General features: G+C 73.5%; 14 protein-coding genes. 8 read left to right on the forward strand and 6 right to left on the reverse strand.

Annotation, left to right across the window (positions count from 1 at the left end; genetic code table 11):
* Window positions 1-2 precede the first annotated feature (2 nt).
* Window positions 3-734 (forward strand): class I SAM-dependent methyltransferase, encoded by a 732-nt coding sequence (locus OO67_RS12600; protein ID WP_033299793.1) that lies wholly within the window; start codon window positions 3-5, stop codon window positions 732-734.
* Window positions 731-1,819: a glucosidase family protein gene (locus OO67_RS12605; protein WP_033299796.1), complete on the forward strand. Its 1,089-nt coding sequence runs from the start codon at window positions 731-733 to the stop codon at window positions 1,817-1,819. The genes OO67_RS12600 and OO67_RS12605 overlap by 4 nt, the downstream gene beginning before the upstream one ends.
* 16 nt (window positions 1,820-1,835) lie before the next feature.
* On the opposite strand, the gene OO67_RS12610 is transcribed toward OO67_RS12605, so the two are convergent.
* On the reverse strand, window positions 1,836-2,129 hold the full coding sequence (locus OO67_RS12610; protein WP_051709317.1) for a hypothetical protein: 294 nt from the start codon (window positions 2,127-2,129) through the stop codon (window positions 1,836-1,838).
* Between the two features lie 176 nt (window positions 2,130-2,305).
* Between OO67_RS12610 and OO67_RS12615 the strand changes: the two genes are divergently transcribed.
* Window positions 2,306-3,085, forward strand: coding sequence for a maleylpyruvate isomerase family mycothiol-dependent enzyme (locus OO67_RS12615; protein ID WP_033299798.1), 780 nt, complete (start codon window positions 2,306-2,308; stop codon window positions 3,083-3,085).
* Between the two features lie 71 nt (window positions 3,086-3,156).
* Here the strand turns inward: OO67_RS12615 and OO67_RS12620 are convergent, their stop codons facing one another.
* The 4 genes from OO67_RS12620 to OO67_RS12635 all read right to left on the reverse strand — a co-directional run bounded on the left by OO67_RS12620 (window position 3,157) and on the right by OO67_RS12635 (window position 7,526).
* Window positions 3,157-3,984: a DUF5336 domain-containing protein gene (locus OO67_RS12620; protein WP_033299799.1), complete on the reverse strand. Its 828-nt coding sequence runs from the start codon at window positions 3,982-3,984 to the stop codon at window positions 3,157-3,159.
* 187 nt (window positions 3,985-4,171) lie between these two features.
* Window positions 4,172-5,104, reverse strand: coding sequence for an N-acetylmuramoyl-L-alanine amidase (locus OO67_RS12625; protein WP_033299801.1), 933 nt, complete (start codon window positions 5,102-5,104; stop codon window positions 4,172-4,174).
* A gap of 22 nt (window positions 5,105-5,126) precedes the next feature.
* On the reverse strand, window positions 5,127-5,783 hold the full coding sequence (locus OO67_RS12630) for a class I SAM-dependent methyltransferase (RefSeq protein ID WP_033299803.1): 657 nt from the start codon (window positions 5,781-5,783) through the stop codon (window positions 5,127-5,129).
* 147 nt (window positions 5,784-5,930) lie between these two features.
* Window positions 5,931-7,526, reverse strand: a complete 1,596-nt coding sequence (locus tag OO67_RS12635) for an MFS transporter (protein ID WP_051709319.1) — start codon at window positions 7,524-7,526, stop codon at window positions 5,931-5,933.
* A 240-nt stretch (window positions 7,527-7,766) separates the two neighbouring features.
* Between OO67_RS12635 and OO67_RS12640 the strand changes: the two genes are divergently transcribed.
* Complete coding sequence (locus tag OO67_RS12640; protein WP_244300161.1) at window positions 7,767-9,284, forward strand: MFS transporter; 1,518 nt, start codon at window positions 7,767-7,769, stop codon at window positions 9,282-9,284.
* 365 nt (window positions 9,285-9,649) lie between these two features.
* Here OO67_RS12640 and OO67_RS39680 read toward each other — a convergent pair whose 3' ends face one another.
* Entirely contained in the window at window positions 9,650-10,891 is a 1,242-nt protein-coding gene (locus OO67_RS39680; RefSeq protein WP_382055875.1) for a hypothetical protein, read from the reverse strand.
* A gap of 729 nt (window positions 10,892-11,620) precedes the next feature.
* On the opposite strand from OO67_RS39680, the gene OO67_RS12650 reads away from it, so the two are divergent.
* From OO67_RS12650 to OO67_RS12665, 4 genes are all read left to right on the forward strand, one after another.
* Window positions 11,621-11,806 (forward strand): hypothetical protein, encoded by a 186-nt coding sequence (locus tag OO67_RS12650; RefSeq protein ID WP_033299805.1) that lies wholly within the window; start codon window positions 11,621-11,623, stop codon window positions 11,804-11,806.
* An 84-nt stretch (window positions 11,807-11,890) separates the two neighbouring features.
* Entirely contained in the window at window positions 11,891-12,727 is an 837-nt protein-coding gene (locus tag OO67_RS12655; protein WP_033299806.1) for a Nif3-like dinuclear metal center hexameric protein, read from the forward strand.
* On the forward strand, window positions 12,724-13,467 hold the full coding sequence (locus OO67_RS12660) for a zinc ribbon domain-containing protein (RefSeq protein ID WP_208861010.1): 744 nt from the start codon (window positions 12,724-12,726) through the stop codon (window positions 13,465-13,467). The genes OO67_RS12655 and OO67_RS12660 overlap by 4 nt, the downstream gene beginning before the upstream one ends.
* Window positions 13,467-14,726, forward strand: coding sequence for a bifunctional RNase H/acid phosphatase (locus OO67_RS12665; RefSeq protein WP_033299810.1), 1,260 nt, complete (start codon window positions 13,467-13,469; stop codon window positions 14,724-14,726). The genes OO67_RS12660 and OO67_RS12665 overlap by 1 nt, the downstream gene beginning before the upstream one ends.
* The last annotated feature ends 9 nt before the right edge of the window (window positions 14,727-14,735 follow it).

Consider the following 14,735-nt stretch of genomic DNA (forward strand, 5'->3'; position numbering starts at 1 on the left):
CCGTGCTGACCGTCGACTTCACCCGCTTCCCGCTCGCCGCCGGCGACCGGGTGCTCGATCTGGGCTGCGGCGCCGGCCGGCACGCCTTCGAGTGCTACCGGCGGGGCGCCCAGGTGGTGGCCCTCGACCAGAACGGCGAGGAGATCCGCGAGGTCGCGAAGTGGTTCGCCGCGATGAAGGAGGCGGGCGAGGCACCCGCGGGCGCGACGGCCACCGCGATGGAGGGCGACGCGCTCAACCTGCCGTTCCCCGACGCGTCCTTCGACGTCGTGATCATCTCCGAGGTGATGGAGCACATCCCCGACGACAAGGGAGTGCTCGCGGAGATGGTCCGGGTGCTGAAGCCGGGCGGCCGTATCGCGATCACCGTGCCCCGGTACGGCCCCGAGAAGGTCTGCTGGACCCTCTCCGACGCGTACCACGAGGTCGAGGGCGGCCACATCCGCATCTACAAGGCCGACGAACTCCTCGGCAGGATCCGGGAAGCCGGGCTCAAGCCCTACGGCACCCACCACGCGCACGCCCTGCACAGCCCCTACTGGTGGCTCAAGTGCGCCTTCGGCGTCGACAACGACAAGGCGCTGCCCGTGCGCGCCTACCACAAGCTGCTGGTCTGGGACATCATGAAGAAGCCCCTGGCCACCCGCGTCGCCGAGCAGCTGCTCAACCCGGTCGTCGGCAAGAGCTTCGTGGCCTACGCGACCAAGCCCCACCTGCCGAAGGCCGAGGCGTGAGCACGCCGGAGCAGACCGAACACCTCGTCCTGCCGGGCGTCCTCACCGCCGAACAGGCCGCCGAGACCGTGGCCGCCCTGCTCGCCGTGCAGTGCGAGGACGGGGCACTGCCCTGGTTCCGCGGCCACCACCTCGACCCGTGGGACCACACCGAGGCCGCGATGGCACTGGACGCGGCCGGTGAGCACGAGGCAGCCGCCCGCGCCTACGCGTGGCTGGCCCGCCACCAGAACGAGGACGGCTCCTGGTACGCCGCCTACCACGACGGAGACCCCGGCCGCCCGACCGACCTGGGTCGCGAGACCAACTTCTGCGCCTACGTGGCAGTCGGCGTCTGGCACCACTACCTCGCCACCGGTGACGACGCGTTCGTCGACCGGATGTGGCCGACCGTCTACGCCGCGATCGAATTCGTGCTCGGCCTCCAGCAGCCCGGCGGCCAGATCGGCTGGAAGCGCGAGGCCGACGGCACCCCCGTCACCGACGCCCTGCTGACCGGCTCCTCCTCCGTGTACCAGGCGCTGCGCTGCGCGCTGGCGCTGGCGGAGCAGCGGGAGGAGGCCCAGCCGGACTGGGAGCTGGCGGCCGGTGCGCTCGGCCACGCGATCCGCAGCCACCCGGAGCACTTCCTGGACAAGAGCCGTTACTCGATGGACTGGTACTACCCGGTTCTCGGCGGCGCGGTCACCGGGGCCGCGGCGACGCGGCGCATCGAGGAGGGCTGGGACAGCTTCGTGGTCCCCGGCCTCGGCGTGCGCTGTGTGCTCCCCAATCCCTGGGTCACGGGCGGCGAGAGCTGCGAACTGGCCCTGGCGCTCTGGGTGACGGGCGAGTCGGACCGCGCCCTGGAGATCCTGCAGTCCATCCAGCACCTGCGGGCCGAGGGCGGCCTCTACTGGACGGGATACGTCTTCGAGGGCGAGCGGGCCGTATGGCCGGAGGAACTCACCACCTGGACGGCCGGCTCACTGCTGCTCGCGGTGGCCGCGCTCGGTGGGGACGAGGCGACCACCGCGGTCTTCAGCGGCGAACGGCTGCCGACCGGGCTGGAGCCGGACTGCTGCCGTGAGGAACCGGCCCACTAGCCGGCTCGGTCAGGCCCTAGTGGCGGCGGAGCCGGCCCGCGACGGCGTGACCGACGAACAGATAGACGACTGCGGCCAGACCGTAGCCGGTGACGACGCGCGCCCACGCTTCATCGAAGGTGAACAGGTCGTACGACCAGCCGGCCAGCCAGTGTGCCGAGTCCTGGACCCACTGAACCAGGTCGTTGCCCCGGTTGGCGTCGAGCAGGTACATCAGGATCCACAGAATGATGATGAATGCCATGATGTCCGCGACGACGGCTATGACGCGTGCAGCGGTACTGCTTCCTGTGCCTGTTCTGGGAGACATGCTCTCCGGATTGCCGCTTTGCCGTGAGTGAAACCCGTACGGTGTGCGCCGGGTCGGGCCCGTCGCCGCACGGGCGAGCCCGGCGGTGAGTACCGGCCCACCGGAGCCTGAGCCCCCCACCACCGGGCGGAGAGAAACCGCTGAGCAGACCCTCGTACGCCGCATAGGGTGCGGGGATGACCCTCCTCGCGCACGCGCGCTACTGCGACGAAATACTCGCCCAGACCGACCGGTTGGGCGCGCTGGTCGAGGGAGCGGACCTGACCCGGAGGGTCCCCAGCTGCCCCGGCTGGAACCTGCGCGAACTCGTCGTCCACGTCGGCGGCGCGCACCGCTGGGCAGGGGAGATGGTCCGCGGCCGGGCGGCCGAAGAGCTCCCCGAGGACCAGGTGCCGGGCATCGAGGGCCCGGCCGGCGAGGACGCGGCTGCTCTGGTGGGATGGCTGACCGCAGGCGCCGCCGCGACCGTGGACGCCCTGCGCGCGGCGGGCCCCGACACCGAGGTGTGGACCTGGGCGTGGGAACGCCGGGCCGCCTTCTGGGCCCGGCGCATGGCCCACGAGACCGCCGTCCACCGGGCGGACGCGGCCCTGGCCACGGGGACGGCGTACGACGTGGCACCCGGCCTGGCCGCCGACACGATCACCGAATGGCTGCAGATCGTCGCCTTCGCCCAGGCGCAGGGCGACCCGGAAGCAGCCGAACTGCGCGGAGGCGGACGGTCCTTGCACCTGCACGCCACGGACGTGCCGGGAGCGGAGTGGCTGATCGAATTCGGTGAGGACGGCTTCACCTGGCGCCACGCGCACGAGAAGGCGACCGTGGCGCTCCGGGGCCCGCTGACCGAACTGATGCTGGCCTTCAACCGCAGGCAGAAGCCGGACGAGGGCGGACTCGAGGTCCTGGGGGACCGGGGGCTCCTCGACTTCTGGCTGGAGAGGTCGTCCTTCGGCTGAGGTCTTCCCCCGGACGCGAGAACGACAGTGGCCCCCGCCCTTCCGGACGGGGGCCACTCGTGTGCGCGGGCTCAGCCGCGCTGGATGCCCGTGGTGTCCTGGAGGACGCCACGACGGCCGTCCTGCGTCTGGGCGATGAGCCCGGGACCACGCTGCTCTACCGCGAGGTACCAGGTACCGGGCGCGAGCTCGGCGATCGGGTTGGGCGCGCCGTCCTCGCCGTAGAGCGGACGGGCCACCGGCACCGCGAACCAGAACGGAGTGAAGTCACCGGCCGGCGCCCCACCCCCCTGCGGAGCCTGCTGGGCGGCCTGCTGCTGGTGCTCCGGCCGGCCGGGACCGGGCTGGCCGGGCTGGGCACCGTACGGCTGGGGCTGGCCGGGCTGCGCGCCGAACTGCTGGCCACCGGGGTAGCCGTAGCCCTGGCCGGGCTGCTGACCGTAGGCCGGCTGGACGGCCTGCGCCGGACGCGGAGCGCCCATGAGCGGGGCCTTGAGCGCGGGAACCAGCGGAGTGGCCACGGCGCCGCCGGCCAGCACGAGGGCCGCCAGCAGTCCGAGGATCAGGCCGGCGCCGGCGTCACCGGCGTCGATGATCGTCCAGAACATGGTCCACAGCGAGTACACGGTGAACGCGGCGCCGAACTGGGCGAGTTCGAAACCGGCGACCTTGCGGCCCGGCATCACACGGCTGACGATCAGCAGCGCGGCGCCGATGATGCCGGCCAGGTAGATGCCCATCAGGACGGAAAGCGAGTCCCAGGCGTTCGCGCTGTAGCCCGAGCAGTCCACGCCCGAGGGGCAGTCGTAGCCGGAGAGGTCGAGGAAAGAGGCGATGAACAGCACGACCGCTGCTCCGATCACCACGCCGTCGCCTCGGGAGAGGGAGCGGATATTCACGTGAAGGTCCTTAGTCGGTCGTCTCGTCGGGGCGGTCGTCGATGCCGCCTGGACGGCGGGCTACGGCGCGAAGCTCGGGGGCGGCCCCCCATCGTACGGATGAATCTATCGTCTGCCCGGGCGGGTTGTGATGCTGCCCGGACCTCGGACCGGCTATCCCCCCGATGTCTCCGCCATCACCGCAGAACTACCTCTTCAGATAACTGCTGATGCCGTCGGCGATCCCGAGAGCCGCCTTCTGGCGCCAGCCCGCGCTGGTGAGCAGGGCGGCGTCCGCCGGATCACGCATGTTGCCGCATTCGATGAACACCTTGGGCACGGTCGACAGGTTCAGGCCGCCGAGATCGTCACGGGTGTCCAGTCCGGTGTCGCCGCCGACGTAATTGGAAGGGGCGCTTCCGGTGACGCGTACGAAATTCCCCGCAATCCGTTCTCCCAGTTCACGCGAGGGTGCCACGATGCCGGCGGTGTCCGCGCCGCCTCCGTTCACCGCTGCGGGGAGAATGACGTGGAACCCCCGGTTCCCGGTCGCGCTGCCGTCCGCGTGGACCGAGACGACCGCGTCGGCCCGCTCCCTGTTGCCGATCCGCGCCCGTTCGTCGACGCACGGGCCGAAGGCGCGGTCACCGTCCTGGGTGAGGACGACCTTCGCGCCCTGTTCCTCCAGCAGTGTGCGCAGCCGGCGGGAGACGTCGAGGGTGAACCGCGCCTCCGCGTAACCGGAGTCGGTGGCCGTGCCCGTGGTGTCGCACTCCTTGCGCCCCGTGCCGATGTCCACCTGGCTGTTGATCTCCCGGGTGTGGTCGCGGTTACCCGGATTGTGCCCGGGGTCGATCACCACGGTGCGGCCCGAGAGGGGGCCCCGGGGGAGCGGCTTCGCGGACGCGGTCCCGGAGGACGGGCTCGCGTCCGGAACCGGTGACCGCCGGGGCGAAGGGGTGGAGGACGGTGTGGACGACGCCGGGCCGGACGCGGACTCCGGTCCGGCGCCGGGGCCCGGCCCGCCGTCGCCGGCGCAGCCCGCGGCGGTCAGGCAGACGCCTGCCAGCGCCGCCGCGGCGAACACGGGCCTGCGGCGCGGGCCCTGGCGGGGTGTGGGGGGAACGAAGTCGTGAAGCACGTCGCGATGCTATCCGCGCCCTTCAGATTCCAGGCCCCGTACGCCGCAGTACGCGCAGTGAGTCCGTCGTTGCGATCTCGGTGAACGCCCCTGAGGCCAGGGCCCGTTGATGGACGCGGTACGGAGCCTGGCCGCCGTCGGCCGGATCGGGGAACACGTCGTGGATGACCAGCAGGCCGCCGTCGGCGACCTTCGGGGCCCAGCCCTCGTAGTCGCCGTTCGCGTGCTCGTCGGTGTGCCCGCCGTCGATGAAGACCAGGCCGAGCTCGCCGCCCCAGACGGCCGCCACCTGCGGGGACCGCCCGACGAGCGCCACCACGTGCTCCTCCAGACCCGCCCGGTGCAGGGTGCGCCGGAAGGTGGGAAGGGTGTCCATCAGGCCGATCTCGGGATCCACCACCGACGGGTCGTGGTACTCCCATCCCGGCTGCTGCTCCTCGCTGCCCCGGTGGTGGTCGACGGTCAGGGCCGTCACGCCGGCCGACCGGGCGGCGTCCGCCAGCAGGACCGCGGACCGCCCGCAGTACGTGCCGACCTCCAGGAGCGGCAGCCCCAGCGAGCCCGCCTCGACGGCGGCGGCGTACAGGGCGAGCCCCTCGTGGACCGGCATGAAGCCCTTGGCGGCCTCGAAGGCGGCGAGAACCTCCGGCTCGGGACGGGCGGCGGACTCGGCGGCCACGGGGTTCCTCCTGGTGGGGCGGCGGATCGGACGGCGTCCCATCGTGCCGTACGCCCCCGCCGCACGGGTCGGCGGGGGCGCACGGAGGGGCGGGCCACCGGCAGCGACCGGGACCCGTGGCCGGAACCTTCGTGTCCCGGCCGCCCGCTAGGGAGCCGGGGTCCGGCGCTCCGGCGCACCGACCGGTGCCGCCACGGGTGCGGACTCCGCGGCGGGAGCCGGGGTCCGGCGCTCCGGCGCACCGACCGGCGCCGCCACGGGTGCGGGCTCCGCGGCGGCGGCCGCGTCGCCCGCACTGCCGGCCAGCAGTACCGGGCGCGCCGGCCGCTGCGCCGGCAGGAACGCGGCCAGCACGAGGCCGATCAGTACGGCCCCGGTGGCGATCATGAACGAGGTCCGGAAGCCCTCCATGGTGGGGACGTCCACCGCCCCCATTCGCACGGAGGTGTTCGCCAGCACCATGCCGATCACCGCACTCGACAGCGAGGTGCCGATCGACCGCATCAGTGTGTTCAGGCCGTTGGCCGCGCCGGTCTCGGACGCGTCGACCGCGCCGATGATCAGGGCGGGCAGCGAGGAGTAGGCGAGCCCGATCCCCGCCCCGAGCACCACCGCGATCACCACGGTCTGCCAGGCGGCGCTCATCAGGCCGAGCCCCGCCCCGTAGCCGACGGCGATGACGAGCATGCCCAGCATCAGGGTCACCTTGGGGCCCCGCCGGGCGGAGATCCGGGCGTAGAGGGGGGCGACGAACATCATGGTCACACCCAGCGGCGCCACGCAGAGCCCGGCCACCACCATGGACTGCCCCAGGCCGTAGCCCGTCGACGCGGGGAGCTGGAGCAGTTGCGGCAGGACCAGCGAGACGGCGTAGAAGGCGACCCCGACCATGATCGACACGAGGTTGGTGAGCAGCACCTCCCGGCGGGCGCTGGTACGCAGATCGACCAGCGGCGCCGGCGAACGCAGCTCGAACAGGCCCCACAGCACCAGGATCACCAGGGACGCGGCGATCAGTCCGAGTGTCAGGGGGGAGGTCCAGCCCCAGTCGCTGCCCTTGGTGACGGGCAGAAGCAGGCAGACCAGGCCGAGGGAGAGCCCGAGCGCGCCGACGACGTCGAAGCGTCCCGGTGCGCGCAGCGGGGGCTCCGGTACGACGAGGAGGGTCAGGACCATGGCCAGCACGCCCAGCGCGGCCGATCCGAGGAAGAGCGCGTGCCAGTCGGCGTGCTGGGCCACGAGCGCGGCGGCGGGCAGCGCGAGTCCGCCGCCCACGCCTATGGAGGAGCTCATCAGGGCCATTGCCGAGCCGAGCTTCTCGTGCGGCAGCACGTCGCGCATGATGCCGATCCCCAGCGGAATGGCACCCATGGCGAACCCCTGGAGCGCCCGGCCGACGATCATGATCACGAGGTCGTCCGTGGAGGCGCAGATCAGTGAGCCGAACACCATCACGGCGAGACTCGTGAGCAGCATCCGGCGCTTGCCGTACAGATCGCCGAGCCGCCCCATGATCGGCGTCGCGACGGCTCCGGCGAGCAGGGTGGCCGTCATCACCCAGGTCGCGTCGGCCGGGTCGGTGTCGAGCAGGGCCGGGAGGTCCTTGATGACGGGGACGAGCAGGGTCTGCATCACCGCGACGGTGATCCCCGCGAAGGCGAGTACGGGGACGACGCCGCCGTCCTTGCCCCTGCGCGGGCCGGGGAGTTCCCCGGCCCGCTGTTCGTTCGTCGTCCGTCGCATACGTGTGGCCTCCGGGCAGGGGAAGGTGCGGAAAGTCGAGCGGGGCGGGGCGTGCGGGAGCGCGCCGACGGGCAGCGCCCACCGCCAAGTGTGTGCACGCTGAACACTTCCGCATGCCCGCGGTATTCCGGTGAACGCGGCGCAAAGAGAAGGCGGTGGACAAGGGCCCGGGGAGACGGCGCCGGGCCGGACCGATGGGGGAGCGGAAACCGATGTACTGGGCACGAATGGCCTGCGAGTATGACACCCATGGTTGACGTCCCCCCGCCCACGCGGCCTCCCGCCCGATCGAGAACCCGTACGTGGGCCGTGGTCGCGGCAGCCTGTACCGGCCAGTTCCTGGTCGTCCTCGATGTGTCCGTCGTCAATGTGGCGCTGCCGTCCATGCGCACCGACCTGGGCCTGAGCGCGCCCGGACTGCAGTGGGTCGTCAACGCCTACTCGATCGCCTTCGCCGGCTTCATGCTGCTCGGCGGGCGGGCCGCGGACATATACGGCCGCAAGCGCATGTTCCTGACCGGACTCGGCCTCTTCACCGTGGCCTCACTGGCCGGCGGCTTCGCCCAGGAGGGCTGGCAGCTCCTGGCCGCCCGCGCCGGGCAGGGCCTGGGCGCCGCCGTGCTGTCCCCGGCGACCCTCACCATCCTCACCGCCGCCGTCCCCGAAGGCCCCGCGCGGACCCGGGCGATCGGCACCTGGATGGCGGTCGGCGCGGGCGGCGGAGCGGCCGGCGGGCTGATCGGCGGGGTGCTCACCGACCTCCTCTCCTGGCGTTGGGTCCTGCTCATCAACGTGCCGGTCGGCGTCCTCGTCCTCGCCGGCGCGGCGGTGTGGCTGGCCGAGGGCCGGGCGGGCGACCGGCGCCGCGTGGACCTGCTGGGCGCGGTGCTCGTCACGGCGGGCCTGGCGACGACGGCGTACGGCATCGTGCAGACCGAGGCCACCGGCTGGACCGCCGCCGCCACCCTGGTGCCGCTGCTGGGCGGTCTTGCGCTGCTCGGCGCGTTCGTCCTGGTGGAGGCCCGGACGGCCGCGCCGCTGATGCCGTTGCGGGTGCTCGGGGTACGTGCCGTCTCGGCGGCGAACGTGTCGATGCTGCTGATGGGGTCGGCCACCTTCGGCATGTGGTACTTCATGACCGTCTACGCCCAGAACGTGCTGGGCTACACGCCGCTGGAAGCCGGATTCGCCCTCGTGCCGAGCTCGGCCGCCGTCTTCGTCGGCGCGAAGGCCGCACCCGTGATCATGGCGAGGACCGGCGCCAAGCCGCTGGCCGTGGCGGGCACCCTGGCCGCCGCCGCAGGCTTCGGCTGGCAGTCCACCATGGGGGTGCACGGCTCCTACCTCACGTCGGTCTGTCTCCCCGGCGTCCTGATGATGGCCGGGGCCGGACTGGCCTCCACCCCGCTGGCCGCGCTCGCCACCTCCGGAGCTGCCCCCGGCGACGCCGGACTCGTCTCCGGACTGGTCAACACCTCCCGCACGATGGGCGGGGCGCTGGGCCTCGCCGTGCTCTCCACGGTCGCGGCCGCCCGGACCGCGGGCTCGACGGGCGCGGCGGAGATCACCGCCGGATACGCCCTGGCCTTCCGCACCTCCGCCGTGGTGCTGGTGGCCGGAGCGGTGATGATGCTGCTCTGGCTGCCCGGGCGGGCGGCAGCGGACACGCGCGGTGGTCCGGACGCACGAGCCGGCGACGGCCGGGCGGGACGGCCCGGTAAGGAGCCGGCGCCGGCGCTGCGCTCCCCGGAGGCCTAGGGTCTGCGGCTGCCGCACAGCCGAGGGCCGTCACAGCCGGGGCGGCTGCGACGGCCCTCGTGTCGTGCGGAGGGGTTCAGGCCGCCGCGCTGCCACCCCCTTCGGAGGGCCGGCGGTGACGGCCGTGCGGCTGCACGGCCGCGCTCTCCGCGGATGCGCCTCCTCGGTGCTTTCCGTAGCCGCCGGCTTCGGCCCGATCCGCGTCCGTCTCCGGCGGACGCGTCTGGGTCGTGTCGGTTCGGGCTTCAGGCATGTGGGAAGTCTCCCCGTCGCAAATCGCTTACGTGTGTGTCGCAGCCCCGCCGCCGCCCGGCACGGTCACCCTCGGCGCCCGAACGGAACGGCCGCGTAGCCCGGACCGGAGTTTATCCAGGTGGGGTGTGCCCGTTGAGAGGCGCCATCCCCAGCGGTACGGGCCTGCACACACCCGGAACCGGGGCGCCCTCGGACGCGCCCGTTCCGGACGCGGCGACCGGGTGCGGCTCGTCCGCGGGGGCCTCCAGCAACGCCACGGCGCAGGGGGCGCCCTCCTGCGCGTACGGCAGGTGCAGCACGCCGTCCCGGGTCCAGAATCCGGACCCTGCCAGCCACCCCCCGGGCGCCGCGACCTGGTGCAGCCGACGCCCCGCCGGACGCCACAGCCCCACCCAGCTGCCCCCCGCGCCGTCGATCCGCAGCGCCACCGCGCAGCTCTCGGGCATCAGCATCTGGCCGGGTTGTACGGCGAACGGGGTCAACGCCGCGTCCGGGGTGCGCAGGCACTCCGGGAACCGCACCGGGAGACAGCTGCCGAGCACGCCCCAGCCGAGCCGGTCGTGGCCGGGCGCGTCCGACCGGACCAGGAGCAGGCCGCTGTCGGCGTCGGCCAGCAGCAACCGGTCGTTACTCTCCGGCGCGATCTGGAGCAGGGGGGTCACCTCTCCGCCCCGCTCCAGGTCCACGACGACCGCCTTGACGGGGCCGCCACCCGGCATCCGCCGGTCCAGGGCGAGCAGCCGGCCCCCGCGGTCCAGCCAGACACCGCCCGAGCAGCGGCCCGGGACGTCCGCGACGTGCTCGGGGCCGCAGGCGCCACCTGCCACGAGCCAGATGCCGGTGGAGCGTTCGCCGGGGAGCAGGGCGAGGACGCCGACACCGTCCGGGGACGGGGGGAGGAGCGTGAGGTCCGCACCGTCGAGGACGCCCAGCAGGAGTTCACCCGTGCCGGGGCCGGTGGGGTAGAGCAGCGAGAACGTGTGCCGGTCGGCCGCCACCCGCCGACGGATCAGGACCCGCCCGTCCGACAGCGGCAGCACGTCGGCCTCGGCCTCCTCCGGCTGGTCGAGGGGGAGGGGTACGGCGTAGGGCTCGGGGCCGTCCAGTGTCCAGCGCTCGGGGAACCAGGAGGGCTCGCCCGCCTGCCCGGCCGTGGTGAGCCGCGCCGCGTACGCGTGGTCGGCGGACAGGGTGAGCGAGGGCGGCGAGGGGCGCGACGGCCCCGGGGGGATGACCGCCGTGCCGGTCCGTGGCGCCGGGGTCCGCGCGGGAGGCACGGGAGACCCGGCCCGCAGGAGCGGCACGAGGGGCGCGGTCCCCGGCGACGCCGGGAAGGGAGGGCCCGGTGGCATCGGCGGGACAGGCGGCACGGAAGGGAGGGGAGGTACGGGCGCGACGTCCCTTCCGTGCCCGCCGTGCGCGCCGGACTTCTCAGGTGAGGCCGTGTACGCGGCCCGGCCGCCGGGCCCGAGCGGTGCGGGACCGACGACGCCGCCGGGGCCGAGCCGTACGGGGCCGGTGCCGCCGGGCCCGAGGGCCACGGGATCGGCGTTGCCAGGGCCGATGGAGACGACGGCGACGGCGACGGCAGGGGTGGCGGGGGTGGCGTCAGGTGCCCCGGCGCCCGCCGGGCCGGTGCCGGGGCCATGTGTCCTCGCCGCCGGACCGGCGTCCGGGCCGGGCGCCCCCGTCGTGGCCGGTTCCGAGCCCCGGGCGGACGCGCCCGCTCTGAGCGGGTCCGCGCCCTCGTCCGACGCACCCCCGGGGCGGGGTGTCACGGGTTCCGCCGGCTCGTCCGGTTCCGCACGCTCCGGTGCGGGCTCGGCCGCAGCGGCAGCTCTTGTGACTCCGGCGGTCTTGTCCTCGATGGCACAGGCAGTCATGGTCCGGTCACCTCCGGCAACCGAAGCTAGATTTCGCACTCCCCGCCGGACAACGCGAGCCACACCACTTCACACATAAGGGTGCCGATGTCCTGATTCCCCTGCGGAGGCAGGAGCGGCTGTGCTGGCGTCGATGTACGCGTCGGAGGTGAGGCTCCCCTGAGGATTTCCTGTGCACGTCCCGAACCGGAGCAGATCATGTCCCTCGGGCGCCGCGACACCGGCCCGCCGGACCCGCTGTGGAAGGACCTGGCCGCGGTGAGGGCCGGCCGGGCCGAGGCCGTCCCCGAGGAGGGACCTGGCGTCCCGGTCCCGCGGTGTGACCTCCGCGGACCGGTCCTCGGCGACCTCCGCGCCGGCCCCGTCGAGGGACGAGGCGCGTAACGATTCGTACCGGCCGCCGTTCCCGCCGCACAGGCCCCGGCGGCCAGGGGCGGCGGGGTGCGGGGGACAGGTAGCCTTTCCCCCGTGCCCCGTCTGTCTGAAGTCATCGCCGAGCTCGACGCTCTCTGGCCGCCCGAGCGGGCCGAAGGATGGGACGCCGTCGGCACGGTCTGTGGCGATCCGGAAGCGGAGATCGACCGGGTCCTCTTCGCCGTGGACCCCGTCCAGCAGGTCGCCGACGAGGCCCGCACCCTCGGCGCCCGGCTGATCGTCACCCACCACCCCCTCTATCTGCGCGGTACGACGACGGTCGCGGCCTCCACCTTCAAGGGCCGGGTGGTGCACGGGCTCATCAAGCACGACATCGCCCTGCACGTCGCGCACACCAACGCCGACACCGCCGACCCCGGGGTGTCCGACGCCCTCGCCGGCGCCCTGGACCTGCGGGTCACCGGCCCCCTCGTGCCGGACCCCACCGACGCCGACGGCCGCCGCGGGCTCGGCCGGATCTGCGAGCTCGACCACCCCCAGACCCTCCGCGACTTCGCCGCCCGCGCCGCCGCCAGGCTGCCCGCCACCGCGCAGGGCGTCCGGCTGGCCGGCGACCCCGACGCCCTCGTGCGCCGGGTCGCGGTGAGCGGCGGCTCCGGCGACAGCCTCTTCGACGCCGTACGCGCGGCCGGTGTCGACGCCTTCCTCACCGCGGACCTGCGCCACCACCCGGCCTCCGAGGCCGTCCAGCACTCGCCGCTCGGCCTCGTCGATGCCGCACACTGGGCCACCGAATGGCCCTGGTGCGAGCAGGCCGCCGCGCAGCTCGACGCCATTTCCGACCGCCACGGATGGGACCTGCGGGTCCATGTCTCGAAGCAGGTCACCGACCCCTGGACCACCCACCACTCTTCTGGAGCCCCCAACTGAACGCCGCGCCCGCCGACCAGATCCGACTCCTCGAAGTCCAGGCACTCGACGTACGTCTGTCGCAGCTCTCGCACAAGCGCAACTCGCTGCCCGAGCACGCCGAGCTCGAGTCGCTCAACAGCGACCTCGCGCAGCTGCGCGACCTGCTCGTCGCCTCGCAGACCGAGGAGAGCGACACCACCCGCGAGCAGACCAAGGCGGAGCAGGACGTCGACCAGGTGCGCCAGCGTGCCGTGCGCGACCAGCAGCGGCTCGACTCCGGTGCGGTCTCCTCGCCGAAGGACCTGGAGAGCCTGCAGCGCGAGATCACCTCGCTGGCCAAGCGCCAGGGCGACCTGGAGGACGTCGTCCTCGAGATCATGGAGCGCCGCGAGTCCGCCCAGGAGCGCGTCGCCGAGCTGACCGAGCGCGTCGGCGCGGTGCAGGCCAAGGTCGACGACGCGACCACCCGCCGGGACGCCGCGACCCAGGAGCTCGAGGCCGAGGCCGCCACCGTGGCCAAGGACCGTGAGGTCGTCGCGGGTGCGGTTCCCGCCGATCTGCTCAAGCTGTACGACAAGCTCCGCGCCCAGCAGGGCGGCGTCGGCGCCGCCCGGCTCTACCAGCGCCGCTGCGAGGGCTGCCGCCTCGAGCTGAACATCACCGAGGTCAACGACGTGAAGGCGGCGTCCCCCGACACCGTGCTGCGCTGCGAGAACTGCCACCGCATCCTGGTGCGCACCTCGGAGTCGGGCCTGTAATGTCCGCTCCCCGCCGGCTGGTCGTCGAGGCCGACGGCGGCTCCCGGGGCAACCCGGGGCCCGCCGGCTACGGCGCGGTCGTCCTCGACCCCCTCGACGCCGCGACACTCGCCGAGGCCGCCGAGTACATCGGCGTCGCGACGAACAACGTCGCGGAGTACAAGGGCCTGATCGCCGGCCTGAAGGCGGTGAAGGAGCTGTTCCCGGACACGCCCGTGGAGGTGCGTATCCGGATGGACTCCAAGCTGGTGGTCGAGCAGATGTCGGGGCGCTGGAAGATCAAGCACCCCGACATGAAGCCGCTCGCCGCGGAGGCCGCGAACATCCTGCCCGCCTCCTCGGTCACGTACGAGTGGATCCCGCGCGCGGAGAACAAGCACGCCGACCGGCTCGCCAACGAGGCGATGGACGCGGGCAGGCGGGGTGAGCAGTGGGAACCGGCGTCCTCGACGGCCGACCTGGACACGCCGCGCGCGCCGGCCGCCCCGGATCCGTCCCCGGCCGGCCCGCCCGGCGACGCGGTGGCGGGCGCGGCGAAGGTCCGGGCCGCGATGGCCGCCGCCCGTCCCGCGGCGGCCCCACAGCCGGTTCCTCCGGCATCCCCGCAGGTGGGCTGGGGCAGCGCACCCGACCTGGGTGCGCCCGCCACCTTCATCCTGCTCCGGCACGGCGAGACGGCCCTCACCCCCGAGAAGCGGTTCTCGGGGAGCGGTGGCAGCGACCCCGAGCTGTCGGAGACCGGGCGGCACCAGGCCGCCTGCGCGGCGGAGGCGTTCGCCGCCCGGGGCACGGTCCAGGAGATCGTGAGCTCGCCGCTGCGCCGCTGCCGGGAGACGGCGTCCGCCGTCGCCGGACGGCTCGGCCTGGAGGTCCGCATCGACGAAGGCCTGCGCGAGACGGACTTCGGTGCCTGGGAGGGCCTCACCTTCGCCGAGGTGAGGGAGCGCCACGGCTCGGACCTCACCACCTGGCTGGCGTCACCCGACGCGGCACCCACGGGCGGGGGCGAGAGCTTCGCCGAGGTGGCGGAGCGTGTCTCGGCGACCCGCGACCGGCTGATCGCCCGTCACGCGGGCCGCACGGTGCTGCTGGTCACGCACGTCACCCCGATCAAGACCCTGGTCCGGCTCGCGCTGGGCGCCCCGCCGGAGTCGCTGTTCCGCATGGAGCTCTCGCCCGCCTCGGTCTCGACGGTGGCGTACTACGCGGACGGGAACCCGTCGCTGAGACTGCTCAACGACACCTCCCACCTGCGGTAGCGGTGCCAC

Origin of the sequence: Streptomyces atroolivaceus, assembly GCF_000717025.1 — a bacterium.
Lineage (GTDB): Bacteria > Actinomycetota > Actinomycetes > Streptomycetales > Streptomycetaceae > Streptomyces > Streptomyces atroolivaceus.

Excerpts from the sequence above, each read along its gene's own strand:
- OO67_RS12635 (WP_051709319.1), bottom strand. The coding sequence starts at position 7,526 with ATGCGACGGACGACGAACGAACAGCGGGCCGGGGAACTCCCCGGCCCG.
- OO67_RS12665 (WP_033299810.1), top strand. The coding sequence starts at position 13,467 with ATGTCCGCTCCCCGCCGGCTGGTCGTCGAGGCCGACGGCGGCTCCCGG.
- OO67_RS12640 (WP_244300161.1), top strand. The coding sequence starts at position 7,767 with ATGACACCCATGGTTGACGTCCCCCCGCCCACGCGGCCTCCCGCCCGA.
- OO67_RS12615 (WP_033299798.1), top strand. The coding sequence starts at position 2,306 with ATGACCCTCCTCGCGCACGCGCGCTACTGCGACGAAATACTCGCCCAG.
- OO67_RS12650 (WP_033299805.1), top strand. The coding sequence starts at position 11,621 with ATGTCCCTCGGGCGCCGCGACACCGGCCCGCCGGACCCGCTGTGGAAG.
- OO67_RS39680 (WP_382055875.1), bottom strand. The coding sequence starts at position 10,891 with ATGCCACCGGGCCCTCCCTTCCCGGCGTCGCCGGGGACCGCGCCCCTC.
- OO67_RS12610 (WP_051709317.1), bottom strand. The coding sequence starts at position 2,129 with ATGTCTCCCAGAACAGGCACAGGAAGCAGTACCGCTGCACGCGTCATA.